A 17,641-nucleotide genomic window follows, 5' to 3' on the forward strand; every position below is an offset into this window, starting at 1 on the left:
ATGTCAGAAGTTCTACAGAAATATGCAATACTCTTTTCAAAACTAAACCGTGAAAAAAACCGTAGTTGGGGTGATACCCTCAGTAACGGTGCGCCTTATAAGCCTTTATTGCTATTATCTGTAATCGACTTAATTGAGCGTGGCGAAATCCATGACAATTTAGTCGAACTAACACCAGAATTAGGCGAAATGTTTAATCTTTATTGTGCAAGGATTTTGCCAATGGGTGTATCTGGCGAAATTGCCTTACCCTTTTATCACTTAAAAAGTGATGGGTTTTGGCATTTGTTACCTCGTCCAGGTTTTGAAGATGTTATTAAATATGGAGGTCCTATTCGTAGTTCTGGAAAGATTAGAGATATGCTTCTCGGAGCAACCTTTGATAATGAACTATATCAACTGTTAGCTACTAAAGAAGAAAGAGATTTACTGCGAAGAGTTTTAATTGAAAGTTATTTTTCTTTTGACCTCCAACAAAAACTATTAAAGTTGAAAGAGATAAACGCGGAAGCCTTTGAATATAGTAAAGAACTAATCGTTAGTACTCACACAAAATTTACTTTGATTAAAGAAGCTATAGAAAGTGAAACACCACTGGCTAAAGAAGTTCGTGACCAAGCTTTCCGAAGAATTATAGTTTCTGCTTATAACCATCAATGCGCTATATGTGGTATTCGAATATTAACCGCAAAAGGTTATACTGCTGTTGCTGCTGCTCATATAATTCCTTGGAGTCTTAGCCATAATGACGACCCAAGAAATGGTTTTACTTTATGTCGTCTATGCCATTGGGTTTTTGATGAAGGACTAACGACTGTCAATAATCACTACAAAGTAAAAACTTCTCCACAACTATATCTAAATGATAACATACCTCTACATGTAGCTTCCTTTGAGGGTAAAGAGATTTTAAAACCAACTGAAAGCAGATTCTTACCCGACTTGAGAGCTTTTGAATGGCATAAAAATAATATATTCAGAAACGCCTAACCAATAAGTTCCGCCTCATATTTTTCTTCTTCTAGAGTTAGTGGCAGATTTAAAAGCATTCTTAAATAATTGGTAGTTAAAACTATACTATGTCGGGTTTTGCTCATACGCCCGTGATTCATTGCTCTTTTTTGCCATTCGGTGTTAGTTCGTTTCCAATCCACACGCTCTAATTTCTTTAAGTGCTTTTGCCAATCATCAGGGTATTGCTCAATCAATTTGCACCCTAAATTACCTAATGATATTAGAGCCATACCATGAGCATGAATATAATTATTCCTAAGTTCTGATGTGCGTACCTCTCGCCGAATAGCTTGCTCCCATTCAGGAATAATTTGTGATAGTGCGTTCCAATACTGTATAGCTAATTCTTTATGCTGTGCTGTTAGTTCAGTTCGTTTGGTAGCACCAAGCAAGGCTTGGTTAGCTTGATAAATACTACTTAAAGTGAATAGTTTATTAGAACGGTTTGATAGAGTAGTTTTTTCGATCTCAGTCAGACCAGCAAATAAAGAAACCTCTTTTATTAACTCTTTGACTAAATATTCTAGATGATTTCCCTTAGTACTCAGGAATGCGCTTTTCTTGTAACTCGAAGTGATTTTCGTGTTTAAGTTTGAGAAAATCTGAGGCGTGTTTAAAAAATCCTCATCCGCAAAAAGCATTATTGGGACAGTATCATTAGCAATTTCAGGATGTTGTTGTAGTACTTCAATTAATGCTGCACGATAATTTTGCCCAAAATTCAAAACTATCATTGCTGACATTGGTATTAATAATCGTCCAAACCCCTCTCCAGAACTGCTTATTTCTTCAAAAATTATGGGTTGATTAATTGTAGCAAGGAAGGGAGGTAAAAGAATGTTATCAATTTTCGCTATAAGATATTTTGTGATTATTTCTACTTGAGTTTCGTCAATTGATCGCTCTGCACGAATATTTTTTGGCAATTCAGACTCATCAAACAAAATGATTTTTGAAAGAAGTCTGATAGGGCACTGAATAACATAATATTCACGTCCACCTTGTTTACCACGAGTAGCAGCAAAAAGGTAATTGCTCATATTCAATTAATCCTAACTCTCATTAATAAATTATCTCTGCCTCGGAGTTCTTTCAAACTCTTCACCCGGTCATATAGCAACAATACACCCCTTCCCAAGTGGGCGGAGAACTGATCATCAAAATCAGCAATTGGATCAAGCCCGTCTTTAGCTAGGCGCTGTTTTAAGAGTGAATTAAAAAGCAGTTCCCAATCCCCGGTCAGGGTATACCGATTGAACTCTTTCCCATCCTTATCCCCGCTAAATTGCCGGGGATCTGGAATCGTAGGCTCTTCGAGCGAAAGACAGAACCCGATACGACAGATCAAGTTGGGCAACATCCCAAGGCGCGAGGCTAATAATGAAAGACGGCTACTCACCTCCCGGCTAAGATAAACCTTATACTTTAGCTTCATCAATCACCTCACTTGAAGAAGTATCTCGTTCCCAGAAATAGCCTTCCTCTACTATAGTGCTATAGTGCGTCTTTCTGTCTGATCGTATTTAAGGTGATAACAATGCGATATAGCGGGTTCAAGCGCTGCAAAATACTTCTGGTCAATTTCAGTATCGGTAGAAAGCAAGATTACCTGGTGACTGGCAAAAGGAAAGTAATTTTCCACGATCTGTTGCCGGTGGTCACTGTCCAACCTACCCAAGGGTGTATCAATAATAACGGGCAGTGGTCGGTTGCTAATATCTCGCAGCGACCATAATAAGGCGATAGCATATATTTGTTTTTCCCCGGCGGAAAGCCCGTTTTTTGGTAGTAACTGCCCATCACGGGTATAGAGTGTAACCGAAAAATCCTCTCGCCCAATTTTTGCATTCCAGACCAAATTTCGCTTCCGAGAAAGCTGATTGAAATACCGAACCAGGGTAGTCTCAAGTTCTTGTATCCGGTTTTCTAAGATTTGAGAATGAAATTCCTCTAGCACGCCTTGGGCTTTCAGGGCAAGTAGGGTGCGTTCAGCGCCGCTTTGCATTTTTCGGATTTGTTCGTTTAGTGAGTCCCGCTTGCGTTCAAGGTTTTCATTTTCTCGAAGAATACTTCTAAGGGTAGTGTTGATTTTATCCTTCTCATTTTGAAGCTGATCTTCTTGAGAAATTAGCCGAGCCTGTTTTTGCACCATTGGTAGAAGCACATCTTCGTTAGGAGCTAGTCGGGTAACATTCTCAAGTCGTACCAACTCATCTACAAATGCCTCATACTCTTGGAATGCGGCTCGTATTTCTCTGGGCGCTTCTTCTACCGACCGATCAATCAAATCCAGTATGCGGCGGCGATCTCCCTCAGATAATTCATGAATAGTCTGGTAGTGTTCAAATTGAGAAGGAATTCGTTTTATTGATTCCAGATCACTATGCAAACGTTCAAGGATTCTTACGGAATCCACACCAATTAAGTAATCAGGGGTACTAATGCTTTCAATAAGGTCTGAAACATAGCATTCAAGTTGCTCCGAGGAGGCTTGCCACTTCAAATAAGCGTCCTCTAAAAGGAGTTGTGCTTTTAGTTCTAAACACAATTGCGGTACTGCCGCAAAAGGCATTAACCCTTGAGGAAGTTCATCCTTCAGATTTTTCTCGACTTGGGCTAGCTTACCCCTGATTTCGCCTAATTTCCCCTCAGCTTCCTTTCGCTTTTCTGCAAATAGGCCGCCCTCTCGCTCGAAGTCCTCCCTTGTTTTAGTCAGTCGTTTTCGAACATCACTCAAACTTGCTTCTAAATCCCGTTGTTTTTGGGAAAGTTCAGTGATTTTATCTTGTTTCTCAATCAACTGTTGTTCAAGCCGATTTCTTTCTTCGATCAATTCGACATTGAGGCTCTTTTCCTCTTCTTTACGAACGTAATTGTCAATGTCGTTTATAAGATAGCCGACCAGGTTGATGCCAAAGGTTGCTTTAATAGCTTCGGCAAGCGCGGTACTACCGGTTTCGTCATCGGCTAACTCTTGGATTTTTTCGCCGTCAAAGAAGAAAAGCTGTGAAACTCCTGGCGGCACTAGGTCTTTAATAAAGGCTTGCCAGATATCGATATCTACTTCCCGCAAGAATTCTGCGTTGCGCTGCACCAAAAATGATTCCTGTACACCATCACTGGAAGGTAATTGTCGCCAATTCCGTTCTACTTCGTAATAATCCACGACTCCGGCATGCGAGTGCTGGAATTTTAAAGTGACACGGGCTTGTTGTGCGGTTATTTCCTGACCGGCTTGCCGATGTATCAACTCAGACAGGTATTTTTGATAGACCGCTTTTTCAACTCGTAACCCTAAGGCTTCCCGACCATACAGGCATAGCTTGATCATTTCAAGCAGGGTAGTTTTACCAGAACCATTCTTACCCCCAAACAAGATGATGGGGCGGTAGCTATTGTCTTCTGGATTAACCTGGGGTGCAAGATCGAAGACTTGCTTACCACGGTACAGTCCTACATTTGTGAGGGAGAGTTCGGTGAAAATCATCTGCGGCTTTCTGTGAAAGTACCTAGTAAATTATCTTCTTTGTTCAAAACCTGATCTCGAGTACGCCAATCTTCTGAAAATACCGCCCTGATTTTGTTTTGCACTGAAGAACGCCGACTCATGCCTTGCATTTGACGCTCTACTTCCAGCAATTTGGTAACCAATTCTACCGGAATGTCCTTATCGCGGCAAAGTTTTTCAAGCAACTCTTTATCGCGGGGCTTAAAGAGACCAATATCATCCCTTACCCATTGCAACTCCCGATCAAGCACTTCTTTTACTATAACCGGCAGTGAATCTTCCCAATCTCGTTCCTCAGTAATCCAAATGCGCCGGATCTCATGCAGTTCCGGTACTGAGATGAGTTCCATGCCAAACCCTTTAGGGGAAGTATTGATTATCCGCTGGGTTTCTAAGAGATCCCGAAGCATTTGTTTCCTGAACTCCATTGTATAGGGACCCCAGATGACCCCCCCATCTTTTTTGTACTTCACGCGACCGTTCCGACGTTTGAATTCTCGGACATCGCCTTTTGTGTCTGGATTTTGAGTTAAAGCTAAGCGATCACGGAATTGGAGCAAGGGAAGCATCCAATCTTCACCATTATCTATTAAATTAGTCATAGATTTATCTTTGGTAACAACCGTGCAAACCCAGCACCCAAATCGGCTATTACCACAAGAAGGGGTGGATTCGTCAATAACGAGGGGGCATTCTCCTCCCTGAGCGCTACGGTAAAGGGCAGCCAGTTGTTGGTTGTCGTTACCCCAAGGTGAGTCTACCTGCAACAGATATTCCCACACATCATCGGTTGAGAAATCTTCGATAGGGGTAAATACCCAAGCACGGGTGAGCGAAGAGTGCCGTGATAATCTGCCATGCCGCACATTGACTTTAGTATAATCGAAGTTGCTTTTTTCTTCTTCATCCCGTTTATCAGTACGTCCATCCATAAGCCCTAGCTGACGGGTGTTTATAATTTGTCCACGAGAGGAGCTTTCACTTTTTCGAGCCCCTAGTACCATGACCACTTCTCCAAACTGCGCCACTTTATCCAGTATAAAACGGTTGGCAGGCTGGATTTTCATGCGGTCTGTACACCAGCGGAACTCGGTATTTGGAGCAGGATACCCACGTCCTAGCAGGTTCACCCAAAATGTATCCTTAATCTGGGGCATCACTTTATCAGCAACGATAGGTAGCCATTGCTCTTTTGCAGCAGCATTGATCGAAGCTAGGCTACGGTCGATGTAATTCACTATAACGGGGGTTTCAACCAAGGTATCGGAAGAGATTACAAAAACAGGCTTTATAAGCTGTTCGGCATTTAATGCTTTAAGGCTATTCCATACTAATTGAAGGGTGGCAGTAGAATCTTTACCGCCACTGTACCCAATTACCCATGGTAGGCGGTCTGCCAAATATATTTCCTGTATTTCATGGTGGATATCTCTAACAGTTTTAGTATCAAATATTGAATGTGCTTCTTGTTCTGCCGACATCAATTTAGCCTTGCTTTCTATCTTACCTTAATCTTCACCCAGCGCCCTAAGGTACGACTCTTCGATCCGTGCTTCTTCCTCAGTTAAAGGCAAATCGAGAACTTTTTTTAAATATGAGGCGGTAAGAATAACATTGTTATGCGCTTTTGACATGCGTCCTGCTAGCATTGCACGACCTTCCCAAAATCCGGTATTGGTACGAGACCAATTAATTTTCTTCAGCGCATGAAGCCGTTCTTTCCAATCATTCGGGTAGGTTGCAATTAAACTGGCACCCATAATGCCCAGTGCATGTAATACCACACCATGTGCGTGTACACATTCTTTTCTTAGATCATAGCTGCTGGCTTTTCTCTCGCTGGCTAACTTCCACTCAGGAAATATTTCAGAGAGGGTATTCCAAAAATCTACAGCAAGCCTTTGTTGCTGGGGAGTAATATCAGATTTAGCTGGATTTTGGAGTAACGCCCGTGTAGCCTGATAAAGACCACTTAAAGTAAAAAGTTTTATAGAGCGGTTTGAGATGCTGGTTTTCTCCATCTCAATCAACCCTTTAAACCCAACCACATTCATTGCTAGGTGTTTTGCAAGGTCAGCGAGTGGCTCACGGTGTTCAAATAAGACAGTAAGTGAATTACTTGGTTTAACCGCGTGTTTATTTAGATCAACAAAAAGCTGCTGGCTGCGCTTTAACCCTTCATCAATGAAAAAAACAACGGAAATGGTTTCTTCACCAAAATCCCGTCGCTCCTTAAGCGCCTCCTCAATGGCAGCCCGACGATGTTGACCATCGTTGATCATTAGCCGGCTGGTCATAGCAATTTCCAGTTTGCCGATATTACGGTAAGCCCCTGTTTCTGCCACAGGTTTAAACTCTACCTTGCCATCTATGGAAGCGGTCAAGGCTGAAAACGCATATTCAGTGGGGTTATTTAATATGTAGCGGGTGATTTCGGGAATCCTGCTCCGATTGATGACCCGTTGGGCGCGAAGCTCTGCCGGTAATTCATCCTCATCGAAAAGAAAGATTTTGCTGATTAGCTTTATTGGGCACATTACCAGGTAATACGATTTACCGGCTTGGATTCCTCGTATAGCGTCAAATGTATAGCAAGCTTCGTCCATAAGACTTCCTATCGTGTTTGGAAGTTAAATATTCTTGTTTGGAAGTTAAATCTGCGATGATTATACGCTATAATTTGCTAAAGAGCAAGTATTTGGAAGTCTTTTTCACACTCTGATTATAGCACTTGCTAATATTCCATTCAATGTAACCAGACCGTTTGCGTAAATACAGGGGTGATAGGATAGAGGTAGGAGAAGAGGACAAATTCCTGGAATTTATAGCTTATGACAAGGAGGATTGTCGAAAGCTACGCCAAAATGTGCTATAATTAACCCCATCACAGAGGGAGAATAGCCCTATAAGGGAGGCACCTTCTACCTATTAGATAGAGGATATTGCGATACAGTTAACTTGCTGGAGTGAGCAACCGAAAGCGCCCTATTATGCCAGAGCCTGATAAGTTAGATACCGAGACCATTATCCTGCCTGCCGATTCCATGGAGTTGGTCACAGTAGAACTGCCCCCCTCGCTGCCCCTCGACCAGAACCCGGCTGCCATCTATCTCGCCTCCCTCCGCCCGGTTGGGCGGCGTGGCATGCGGCGTGCCCTCGCTGCCATTGTTGAGACCATCAAGGGGGAACCCTCCGACCCCCTCGACTTCCCTTGGCATTCCCTCCGCTTTCAGCACACCCAAGCCTTGCGCGCCAAACTGGCCGAACGCTACCGCCCTGCCACCGTCAACCACATGCTCTCCGCTTTACGGGGGGTGCTCTCCCAAGCCGAGAATCTGGGGCTTATCTCCGCCGACGATTTCCGTCGCACCACCAAGCTTAAGGGCATCAGAGGCGAAAGCCTGCCCAAAGGCAGGGCGCTGATTCCCACCGAAGTGACCCTCCTACTCAGGGTCTGCCAGAAAGATAAAAGTCCCAAAGGAGCTAGGGATTTGGCGCTGGTGGCGGTGCTGTACGGCGCCGGTCTCAGACGCAGCGAGGTGGTCAAGCTGGACTTGAAGGATTTTGATCCCAAAGACAATTCCTTGAAAGTTCGCTCCGGGAAGGGGGGCAAGGACCGGATCACCTATCTGGGGCAGGGCTCGGGTACGGTGCTGGCAGCATGGGTTACAGTCAGAGGGGAAGAGAGCGGTCCGCTGTTCTTACCGGTGAACAAAGTGGGGAAGCTGCAGAAGCGGCGTTTGAGCGACCAAGCGGTGTTATGGATCTTGTCGCAGCGGGGCAAGGAGGCGGGGCTGGAACATTTCAGCCCGCACGATATGCGGCGCACCTTCATTTCTGATTTGTTGGATGCGGGAGCGGATATTGCCACGGTGCAGAAGTTGGCGGGACATGCCAGCGTCACCACCACCGCCCGCTACGACCGGCGGGGAGAGGTTGCCAAGCAGAAGGCCGCCGAGTTGATCAAGCTGCCCTTCGACTCGGTAGAAAGCGATCCGCCACCGGTTAGCTCAAATGACAACTAAACGCCACCTGAGTTTTATTACCCAGCTAATAAAGGCTCCCCACCGCAAGTGGTGGGGAACTATGTGCAAATTCTTCCATTAAAGCAGATAAATCAGGCAATATCCTCCTTGGAAAGATTAATCTGAGTATAACGCTTCAGACGGGCAATCACTCTCTCATCGTACCCGCGCTCTACCAATTCTGGGATGGTGAAAACAGTGGTTACTAGCGTGGCGTTCCCGCGGTTAATTCTGCCGTTCAAGAGGCTAAACAGCCGACTGAGCGACCTTGCGTCGATGGGTTCGGTGCCCAGATCCTCGAGCACCAAAATATCGATATTCAACAGAATATCCACTAGCAGTTCCTCGCTCAGCTCGTGGGGATTCTTCCCCTCTTTTGCCAGGTTCAGCAAATCAAGTAGCCCCGGCATGGTTAAGAACACCGCCTCTTTGCGGTTTGCAGACGCGCCGTTACAGTATGCCGCCGCCAGATGGGTCTTGCCGCTGCCTTTCGCGCCGGTGATTAGTAGGGAGGTGCCCTTTTTACAGGCGCTTTGCGCTTCATGCAGAGCATTTGACCTTGCATAGGAGCTGGCTTTGAAATTCTCAAAGCGCAGCTTGGTCAGTTCCCCTACCAGTCCACCGGACTTCACCACTAGGTTAGCCAACTGGTACTTGAGCTCCCGCTTCGCTCGGGCGAGCACCTCAGAGATTTTAATCCCTTCCGAGCAATCGGGACAAGGCATATACTGCGTCCGGTTATGGATCTGCACGGTTAGCCAGCCATACTGGCAAATGCACTGGTGCTGCGTCTGCCAGTTTTCCAACTCGGTAACGGCAATTATACAGCCTTGCTGCGGGCAAGGAGCGGTCCTCCAGGACAACTCTTCCAGTGTTTGGGTAGACCAGCCCACCAAGACAGCGACCGGCGTTTTAATAATACCGTTATCGGCACAGTAGGTACAGCGCCACCCTCCTGGTGCCAGGTTCGCTGGCTCGGGGTTATTTTGTTCCATAAAATCCCTCTTTTCGTAATGAAACGGTTAAAATAAAATTAGGCTCTCCCCGCCTAAAACCAATAAAGAATTGGTAATGGCTTTGGAAAGAGCCTGTTTTAATTTTGCCGACTTTCTCAAAGGGAGCCAATGTAGAATACGGGAAGGAAAGGAAAAGGATTCCGGGATAAAAATGCCGTTTTGGGTTTCTCTTAGAAGACCAATTTTGTAGAATAGTTGTTCTAGCAACACTATTGGCAAGAAGGGTGAGAAGAGAGGAGCTACGAGAAGGAGATGTTAGAAGTTATGGCCAGAAGCGCAATAAAGTACCACCGGAAACGAGGGGACAACTACAACGTAATTGCGGGCAAAGTGCAACATGATGCCCGTACCGTAAAAAGAGTGCTAAATGAACCTAGCGACAAGGTACAAACCCGCCCCAATCGTGAAAGTAGTGTGGCAGTCTTCAAAGAACAGATTGAAGGCTGGCTAGAACAAAAACTACAAGTGAAAAGAATGCTGGAACTAGCGTGGGAAGATCCCAAACAGCCCTACTGTGGCAGACCCACCGCCTTCTATGACTATGTGCGCAAGCTCAAAAAAGCCAGAGAGAACCAGGCTCATCAGGTACAGATACGTTTTGAGGGCTTACCTGGAGAGTTTTTGCAAATAGACTGGGGTGAAATTCGGGGAGTGCTGTTCAGTAAACAAGATAGTGTACCCCAAACCTTCTACTTTTTCTGTGCCCGGCTGAAATACTCGCGTTTTATGTATGTGAGCTTTCAGAAAGATATGGCCGAAGAAACGCTGGTGCGCTGCCTGGTGGAAGCCCTCAACCGGATGGGGGGAGTACCGTGGGTAATTACCACGGATAATATGAAGACGGTGGTACTGAGGCGAGATGAAAAGAACCAACCAGTGTGGCATCCGGTGTGGCAGAAACTGGCACTAGAATTCGAGTTTCACCCGGAAGCCTGTGCCCCGGCCAGCGGAAACCAGAAAGGTGCCGTAGAAAATTTGGTAAAGTATACCAAAAACAATTTTCTAGCTGGTCGTACATTCTACGATGCGGCGGATCTGGTAAGGCAGTTGGAAGAATGGTTAGGGGTAGTGAATTACGAGCGTACATGCGCAGCGACCGGGGAAATTCCGGGTAGCTTACTGGAAATAGAGCGTAAACACTTCAGCCCATTGCCTGCTAGTGCCCGGGATTACGGTTTATTTACCAGCCTGGTGGTAAACCGGGAAGGGGTAGTCATTTTTGAGACCAACAAATATAGCGTACCGGCGGAACTAATGGGACAAACCCTGACAGCCCGGATACATCGGGAATGGCTGAAGTTATGGCGGGGTACGGAACTGGTGGCACAGCACCCCCGTTGTTATTCCCGAAACCGCCGCTTAGTAATACCGGAACATTACACCCAAGCTTTTGAGATCAAACCCAGAGCCAGAACCATGGTGTGGCGGGATTGGTTGTTAAATTTAGGACCGCAAGTGTACCAGTATGTGGCGGTAATCTGTCGACGGCAAAGAGCCACCATGAGTGAACAAATCCACCAACTATACGCGCTGGCCCAGCAGGTAGGGCTGGAAGAATTCCAGGCGGCGGTGGAATTGGCAACGGAACAACAGCTTTACGGGGCGGAATATCTCAAGGGTTTATTACTCAAGCCAGCGGGTTCAGGCAGTAATGCCGCTACCCTCAAGCCCACTCAACCAGCGGTGGAACGGCTACTCAGTGAATACGAACCACTGGTGGCCAACCGTTTTTCGGCCATACCTGAGGAAAATGAAATAGAAAGGGCGGTGGGATGAATAGTCTGGAACATAAACTCACCAGCCTAAAACTGGGCAGGGTAAAACAGGTATACAGCGATTGGATTGAACGGGCACGCGAAACCGGAATGGATTACGGGGAGTTTTTAGAAGAATTGTTAAGCGAAGAGTTGCTATCTCGTCAGGAGAACCAACTCAAAAAGCGTTTGCACTCAGCCAGTTTCCCTTTTGAAGCCAGCCTGGAACAATTCGATTTCAGTCGCCACCCGGAACTGAAGCGCAGCGTGATTTTACGCTATTTCGACAGCAGTTTTGTAGAAAAAGCTGGGAATTTACTCCTAATCGGGGCAAGTGGGCTTGGGAAAACCCATCTTTCGATTGCAGCCGGAATTAAGATGGTGCAGTTGGGTTACACCGTAAAGTTCATTACGGCTCAACAACTGGCGAACCAAGTGATTGCGGCTAGCACTCGCCAGGAAATAGCCAGGATTTTAGAGCCGCTTTTGAAATGTCAGGTGTTGGTATTAGACCATAGGTTACAAGTTAAGGTAGCAAAGTAAATGTCAAATAAGAAGAGGTCTTTTGGAAGGGCGTTTGACAATCCCTAATAACTTGGCATTTTGAGCCAGATACTGAGAAACACTCAAGGTTTCTCCCCGCTTTAAGGCCTGGCTGTAATGGTATAACCCCCGATAGACCATTTCTACTGAGATTGCCTTAAAAGGTTGTTTTAGTTCTTCCGCTACGCTGTCGGTCAAGTCTATCAAAACACAATACAATAACCAGGTAGCCCAGACCTGCAGGCAGATCGCATTTATGCTGCCGGCGTGAAAATAAGCCAGACCCAACTGCCGTTTTACTACCTTAAAAGCCTCCTCGATCCGCCACCGCTGGCGATAAAGATAGGCTATCGTAGCTCCAGTTAAACGGGACCTCTCCAACACATTGCTCAAATAACAATAACTTTTCCCCTCCCATTCCACTGCCACCAGACGCAGTACCTGCTCACTTTTCTCTTCTTTGGAACCCACCGCGATCAACCACTCCCGCACTCCCTCCTCATTGGTTAGCGCTTGCACCACCCGGTAGTCCATCCTACTTTTTACCCGTGTCACAAAGTACTTGTGCTCCACCGTCAACTGCCGGTAACGGCCATAATTTACAAAGCCCAGATCAAACAGCGTCAAACTCTCTGTTTCCAAAGTCTCGATAATGGCTTCCCACCAGCTCTGATCGTGGGCTGCGCTATTTTCACCATACCAGATTTTGAGGGGTAACTGGCTGGCTACATCCAGCAAACCCATCATTTTCCCCGCTAAGACGCTGCCTTCTATTTCTCGCAGTAAACCGGTTTTCTTGATCAAAGCATCCAGGGTGGAACCATCCACCGCGGCCACCCGGCTGAAGTGGGCTAAAACCCTTTGCAGCTCAGGTGGCAGAGGACGCTGACGCTGGCGCCAACGCTGGTGCATCAGGGGCAGCACTTCGTTTAGGACCGCTTCAAACAGAGCCGCTGGCATTTCCCGCAGGCGTTGACTGATCGCTTGCTGAGTGACCCTGATCGGCGGCTGCCATAACATTCCTTCTTGCTTGATTACTCTGACCGCTTCAGAGACGGCCCCGATCTGACGCCAGATCAGACTGAGGACGAAAGCCAGCATTACTGGCAGGGTCAGAGTACGCGCCCGTAAGCCCATTTCCTGATAGAGCCGGATCAGACTAAAAGTGTTGGGTTGCACCACTTCCGCCAGCAGTTGCTCGATTTCTTCGGGCGGGGGAGCGATCGTGGGTCTTTTTGAGCGATCAAGGGCGATGGCTCTGGTATGCCGCACACTACTCGCTTTTTTTGGTGGTTTTTCTTCTTTTTCCATCGCCCTATTGTAATTGGAATAGGGCTTTTTTTCACCTCGTATTGATTTGACTTATCTCCTAATCCCTTAACTTGTAACTGATGGTATTAGACGAACTGGGCTATTTACCGATGGACGCACGTGTAGGTCCGGCCTTATATGAGCTGATCAGCGGACGTTACCTCAGAGGTGCTACGATCATTACCAGTAACAAAAGCCTTTCTAACTGGGGCGAACTGATCGAGGGTGGTGATACTGCCTTGATGGTGGCGATTATTGACCGTTTATTGCATCACGGAGAAGTTTTTTATTTAAGAGGTAGCAGTTACCGCACTTTAGGAAAGGAGAGTTACGGCTTAGAGCGTCGGCAACTTCCACCAGAAGAAAAGAAACCGGAAGCGGGAACTGGTTCTTAAAGATTTCAAGAGGCTAAGATTATTTCAGCCTAATAAGAGCTGGTTGAGCGCAAAAGCTTGGCTTTTGTGCGAACGCCAGCGTGCGACAGGCCACTGCCTGGAGCTTTTTCTTAAAAAAGTGGGTTAAATTCAGATGCATTTTTAGCCCGGAATATTGGGTCTTGACAACCGCAATCTACAGCCAAGAAGCTGTCGGGGATTTCTTCAGGAAAATGTCAGGGATTTCAGAAACTGACCGGTCTGCTACTTGGTGGTGCAGCTAGGTTGACCTAATCTGGAAAGCGCTTTTTCCGGTAAGATTTGCTCGTACAGGGTTAGCTCAAAACCCACGCGCTAGCAATGCCGAGGTGGGGAAAACAGATCAGGCTAGCTCAAGCCAATCAAACAGTTTGCCGCCTGTTTCCAGCCAGTCTCTCCCGTGCGAGTTTCACATAGTAAGCGTTTTGCTCAATCAAATGAGCCCTACGCCCCAATTTAAGCGCTGCCACTCCGGTACTGCCGGAGCCGGCAAAGTTGTCGAGTACCAGATCGCCGGGGTGGGTAGTCAACTGGATCAGGTTGGTTAACAGTGGTGAAACCGGCTTTTGGGTGGGATGATCAACCTTCTCCTGCGCCGAGATGATATTGGTCTGAATCACATTACGCCGATCCCAGCCCGGCACCTCGTTGAAGGTGTAACGTGCCCCGGGTTTTACTGCCCAAAGGATGAATTCGGTGGAGCTGATCAGGTTGCGGCGCATCAGTCCGTTTGGGGCGCTGTTGGTTTTTACCCATGTAATGATGTTCTTGGGCGCCAGGGAATAGCGCACCATTGTTTCCCAGAGCTGCGACACCAGCGCCCGGTCGGTGAAAACGAGCAGCGAACCGCCGGGACGGAGTACCCGCGCCCATTCGGAGGTCCATTCCATAAGCTTTTGTTTGAAGATATATTCGGGAACGGTATCCCAATTCTCGTTGCCATCGAAATCTGCCGGGATTACGGTATCGCCCACTTTGGTAAGCTTGCCTCCCCCGCTTATATTGTAGGGTGGGTCAACCAGCACCAAGTCCACGCTGCCATCAGCCACATGGAGAATATTATCCCGATGCTCTACCATACAAGTAGCAGGCATAATGGGGGTGGGTGTCGCTTCAAGCTCTTCCCGCTCCAATGCTCTGCGGGCTTCCCGCACCGAGGGAGCTGCTCCACTGGAGAGCAGTTCGGCTACCCGCCCTTGGAGAGCTGGCACCAATCTCAAGAATTCCTTCCGCTCCTGCGGATCATCTGCTATCGGGCTATTGAGCATCTTGCCGATATTGGCAGTATTTATCCGGTAGGTGGTGCCGTTGCGAGTGGCAAGACGGGATGTATCTTCTATCTTCGACATTGTCGAAGATACCTCATCCCGCATTCTTCTAACCGTTATTTCATTAACAGCGCACCTACGGGCTATTTCGACATTACTCCACTGCTGCCATTCCGCATCAAACAGGAGGGTTTCAACGGCTCTGCGCTTGTCGGCGTTGGTTCGCATGAGACCATGGGTAGTATTGGCGCCAACCGAATAGAGAATAGCATCCCGGCGCGTGCCCATTCGGAAGTCTCCTGGCAGGCTAGTTATCCCGGCGCTGAGGGCAGCGCTATAACGGTGGAAGCCATCGGCCAACCAGTAGTCTGAGCCATCGAAGAAAACTACAACGGGGGGAAAGCTGTCCCCGTTTTGCATTGCTAGGGCGTACTCCCCGATTGCAAACTCACTGAGAGAGGCTCTGGTCTGAGAGCCGCCATCAGTTCGGATTTTCTCCAAGTCGATTTCCATTTGCGCCTCGATTCCAGCTTTTAACTCCAAAAGACATTTCCGGTGCAAACCGCGAAGAACATACGTACTATTTATGGTATGATTATATTACAAATTGATCCCACGAGTAACTACTTGGCGGTGGCATAATAAGCTACTAGTAGTCCCTACGGTTGGTTACGTTATAATACACTTGGGTAAGATGTTTTGTTCTATGAAAGGAGTTGCTAGTTTTGACACGGCACGGGCAAACACACCGCACCAAAGGGCATATCTTGCATGATCGGATTAAGATTGGTGAATTGTACATTAAGGGTTGGTCGCAAGCTCGCATTGCCGCTGAACTGGGCGTGTCGCAAGCCACCGTTTCCCGCGAGATTAGGCGCATCTCCACCGAGTGGCAGCAGAAGTATCTAGGGGATTTCGATGCCATGGTCCGAAAGCAACTGATCGAAATCGACAACGTAATCGCTGAAGCTTATGCAGCTTGGGAGCGGTCGCAGCAGAAGCACGCCAGCCAAACCCGGCAATTGCTGGGAGAAACGGGCAGTGAGGCTAGCGGCAGGCTGCAGCAGTTCGGGATGCTCAAGATAACCGTCTCCGATGAGGTTGGGGACGTGGCTTTCCTGCAACTGATCCGAGATATGCTAGCGCAAAAAGCTAAACTGCTCGATTTAAATTTGCCAGAGCGCCACTTGATAGGTATGAGCGCCCAAGTGCAGAATAGCAGCGATGTAGCTTTCAAGATTCTGCACGATCCAGAAGCTGGTGATCTGATGCGACAACTAATGGAACACGTAGCAGGCAGTGATATTGTGTATCCAAATTGATTTCCACCAATTTTTTGCCCCGCACCCTGCGCGGACGTGCCATATTTCGCCTTTCCACTTTCCACCACACTCTTTTCACTACTCTTTGCGGCGATACGCTCCAACCGGTGGCTTGCAGATTTTGTACTGTGACTGACGGCTTCCCACCCTTCACCCTATCCCTTACAGAAAGAGAGAGAAGCGACTTGCGCTGGTGGGTGCGGCTTTAGGGGAGTGTTTTCTCTCTCTATTCAACTCTTGTTTCAAAGCGCCCTCTAATGGCGCTGACTAGCAGTGTGTTAATAGCGAGGAGAGAAAAGGGAGAGGAGGGTTACGCTAGTTGAGGTGGCAGGATTTGGGATATGTGAATCAGTGGAGAGGTTAGCGCTTTGCTTCTGTGGGCTAAACAAGGGATTGGTGGCTTTATGGACAGGAGCGCGAGCCTAAAGCAGTTGCTGGTGCTGGAGGTCGGGCAGGCTATCCTGTGCAAATGTCGTGCCAGCGCTATGGGGCGCGATTTTTAGTTTGACGCTCAGACAAAGCAGGACAATTATTTTGAACCGGTAATTTCGTACACAATGAACGGTTAATTCACCGCATGCTAACCATTTGTAAGTTCAAATCTCCTAAAAATGGAGGGGGTAATTCCGGGTACTTTCGGGTGTAAATCTGGTACAAACGGGGGCAAAAACGCTACATTATGGGATTTTCGCAGTATTTATGGAGGTTTTATAACAGAAAACATTGCTGCGCTGCGCCGGGTCAGTAAGCTTGTTCTATAGTTCTGATGGATTGGGTTCTTACCGATCCAAATAATTTTCGACCAGGTTATTCAGCCTGACCTTCCTTGCCTTTCCGATCATCTTAATCCATTCCCTTTTCACCACTAATATTTCCAGCAAAGAACGATAAGCCGCTATTACTGCTTTCAGTTGTAAAATACTAGAGCTATCTAGCCTATTGCGAAGCCTTAAAAGTAGCCACGCATTACAAGCCGTTTTAAGCCCGCCTATTTCACTGAGAGCAGCTATCTTGCCTAATTCACTCACAAGCCGCCTAATATGGCTTCGTGGCATGAGGCTTTTTTGCCGATTTGGCTAATAATGGCTGGCTTTCAGACCTACTGCACTGTTTGCCGGAAAATACTATACAAAACACCGGCTAACCAGCTTGTTACAGAGGTGCTACACCTTCCTACTGATTCTCCCTCAGCATCACTACATTTCAGCTCTCCCTTCCCTCCGGCAAAGATTTTTCCCGACACTTTCCACATACTTTCTACCGCTAAGGAATATTAGAGACAAATATCCGCCTACCCCCTTTCCTCCAGTATCATTTCTACTAGAAAGCTTACTACCCACCCATTATCGCAACCGGCGCTTTTGCACCAAGCTTTGTTCCCAACTTTCTTTCTTTGCCATAGCCGGTAACTATCGGTCAATACTTCCAGACCCTTCGCTTTTGTCGCGCCTACGAGGTAACTCGCGC

At 47.0% G+C, this 17,641-nt stretch carries 16 protein-coding genes; 7 read left to right on the top strand and 9 right to left on the bottom strand.

Annotation, left to right across the window (positions count from 1 at the left end; all coding sequences use genetic code 11):
* On the top strand, positions 1 to 990 hold the full coding sequence (locus tag OZ401_RS24430) for an HNH endonuclease (protein ID WP_341471948.1): 990 nt from the start codon (positions 1 to 3) through the stop codon (positions 988 to 990).
* On the opposite strand, the gene OZ401_RS24435 is transcribed toward OZ401_RS24430, so the two are convergent.
* Genes OZ401_RS24435 through dndB form a run of 5 tightly spaced genes read right to left on the bottom strand, consistent with a single transcriptional unit; the run spans position 987 to position 7,128 of the window.
* Positions 987 to 2,054 (bottom strand): DNA sulfur modification protein DndB, encoded by a 1,068-nt coding sequence (locus OZ401_RS24435; protein ID WP_341471949.1) that lies wholly within the window; start codon positions 2,052 to 2,054, stop codon positions 987 to 989. The genes OZ401_RS24430 and OZ401_RS24435 overlap by 4 nt on opposite strands.
* Before the next feature lie 2 nt (positions 2,055 to 2,056).
* Positions 2,057 to 2,449 (bottom strand): DndE family protein, encoded by a 393-nt coding sequence (locus OZ401_RS24440; RefSeq protein WP_341471950.1) that lies wholly within the window; start codon positions 2,447 to 2,449, stop codon positions 2,057 to 2,059.
* Positions 2,450 to 2,500: 51 nt separating this feature from the next.
* On the bottom strand, positions 2,501 to 4,501 hold the full coding sequence (dndD, locus tag OZ401_RS24445) for a DNA sulfur modification protein DndD (protein ID WP_341471951.1): 2,001 nt from the start codon (positions 4,499 to 4,501) through the stop codon (positions 2,501 to 2,503).
* A complete protein-coding gene (gene dndC / locus OZ401_RS24450) occupies positions 4,498 to 6,003 on the bottom strand; it encodes a DNA phosphorothioation system sulfurtransferase DndC (protein WP_341471952.1) in 1,506 nt (501 codons plus the stop codon). The genes dndD and dndC overlap by 4 nt, the downstream gene beginning before the upstream one ends.
* A 27-nt stretch (positions 6,004 to 6,030) precedes the next feature.
* Entirely contained in the window at positions 6,031 to 7,128 is a 1,098-nt protein-coding gene (gene dndB / locus OZ401_RS24455; RefSeq protein ID WP_341471953.1) for a DNA sulfur modification protein DndB, read from the bottom strand.
* Positions 7,129 to 7,512: 384 nt separating this feature from the next.
* Here dndB and OZ401_RS24460 point away from each other — a divergent pair, with 384 nt between their 5' ends.
* Positions 7,513 to 8,547 (top strand): tyrosine-type recombinase/integrase, encoded by a 1,035-nt coding sequence (locus OZ401_RS24460; RefSeq protein ID WP_341471954.1) that lies wholly within the window; start codon positions 7,513 to 7,515, stop codon positions 8,545 to 8,547.
* Between the two features lie 92 nt (positions 8,548 to 8,639).
* Here OZ401_RS24460 and OZ401_RS24465 read toward each other — a convergent pair whose 3' ends face one another.
* Positions 8,640 to 9,542, bottom strand: a complete 903-nt coding sequence (locus tag OZ401_RS24465; protein ID WP_341471955.1) for an ATP-binding protein — start codon at positions 9,540 to 9,542, stop codon at positions 8,640 to 8,642.
* 273 nt (positions 9,543 to 9,815) lie between these two features.
* Between OZ401_RS24465 and istA the strand changes: the two genes are divergently transcribed.
* Both istA and OZ401_RS24475 read left to right on the top strand, forming a co-directional pair.
* Positions 9,816 to 11,339: an IS21 family transposase gene (gene istA / locus OZ401_RS24470; protein WP_341467827.1), complete on the top strand. Its 1,524-nt coding sequence runs from the start codon at positions 9,816 to 9,818 to the stop codon at positions 11,337 to 11,339.
* Entirely contained in the window at positions 11,336 to 11,860 is a 525-nt protein-coding gene (locus tag OZ401_RS24475; protein WP_341471956.1) for an ATP-binding protein, read from the top strand. Before istA ends, OZ401_RS24475 begins: the two co-directional genes overlap by 4 nt.
* 3 nt (positions 11,861 to 11,863) lie before the next feature.
* Here the strand turns inward: OZ401_RS24475 and OZ401_RS24480 are convergent, their stop codons facing one another.
* Positions 11,864 to 13,132 (bottom strand): IS4 family transposase, encoded by a 1,269-nt coding sequence (locus OZ401_RS24480; protein ID WP_341468347.1) that lies wholly within the window; start codon positions 13,130 to 13,132, stop codon positions 11,864 to 11,866.
* A 119-nt stretch (positions 13,133 to 13,251) separates the two neighbouring features.
* Here OZ401_RS24480 and OZ401_RS24485 point away from each other — a divergent pair, with 119 nt between their 5' ends.
* On the top strand, positions 13,252 to 13,566 hold the full coding sequence (locus tag OZ401_RS24485; RefSeq protein WP_341471957.1) for an ATP-binding protein: 315 nt from the start codon (positions 13,252 to 13,254) through the stop codon (positions 13,564 to 13,566).
* A gap of 380 nt (positions 13,567 to 13,946) precedes the next feature.
* Here OZ401_RS24485 and OZ401_RS24490 read toward each other — a convergent pair whose 3' ends face one another.
* The gene (locus OZ401_RS24490; RefSeq protein WP_341471958.1) at positions 13,947 to 15,395 is read right to left on the bottom strand and encodes a DNA methyltransferase; all 1,449 of its coding nucleotides are present in this window, start codon (positions 15,393 to 15,395) and stop codon (positions 13,947 to 13,949) included.
* A 182-nt stretch (positions 15,396 to 15,577) separates the two neighbouring features.
* Between OZ401_RS24490 and OZ401_RS24495 the strand changes: the two genes are divergently transcribed.
* The gene (locus OZ401_RS24495) at positions 15,578 to 16,174 is read left to right on the top strand and encodes a helix-turn-helix domain-containing protein (protein ID WP_341471959.1); all 597 of its coding nucleotides are present in this window, start codon (positions 15,578 to 15,580) and stop codon (positions 16,172 to 16,174) included.
* Positions 16,171 to 16,383, top strand: a complete 213-nt coding sequence (locus OZ401_RS24500) for a hypothetical protein (RefSeq protein ID WP_341471960.1) — start codon at positions 16,171 to 16,173, stop codon at positions 16,381 to 16,383. Before OZ401_RS24495 ends, OZ401_RS24500 begins: the two co-directional genes overlap by 4 nt.
* Before the next feature lie 570 nt (positions 16,384 to 16,953).
* Here the strand turns inward: OZ401_RS24500 and OZ401_RS24505 are convergent.
* Entirely contained in the window at positions 16,954 to 17,202 is a 249-nt protein-coding gene (locus OZ401_RS24505; RefSeq protein ID WP_341471961.1) for a hypothetical protein, read from the bottom strand.
* Between the last annotated feature and the right edge of the window lie 439 nt (positions 17,203 to 17,641).

The organism is Candidatus Chlorohelix allophototropha, from assembly GCF_030389965.1.
GTDB classification, from domain to species: Bacteria; Chloroflexota; Chloroflexia; order Chloroheliales; family Chloroheliaceae; genus Chlorohelix; species Chlorohelix allophototropha.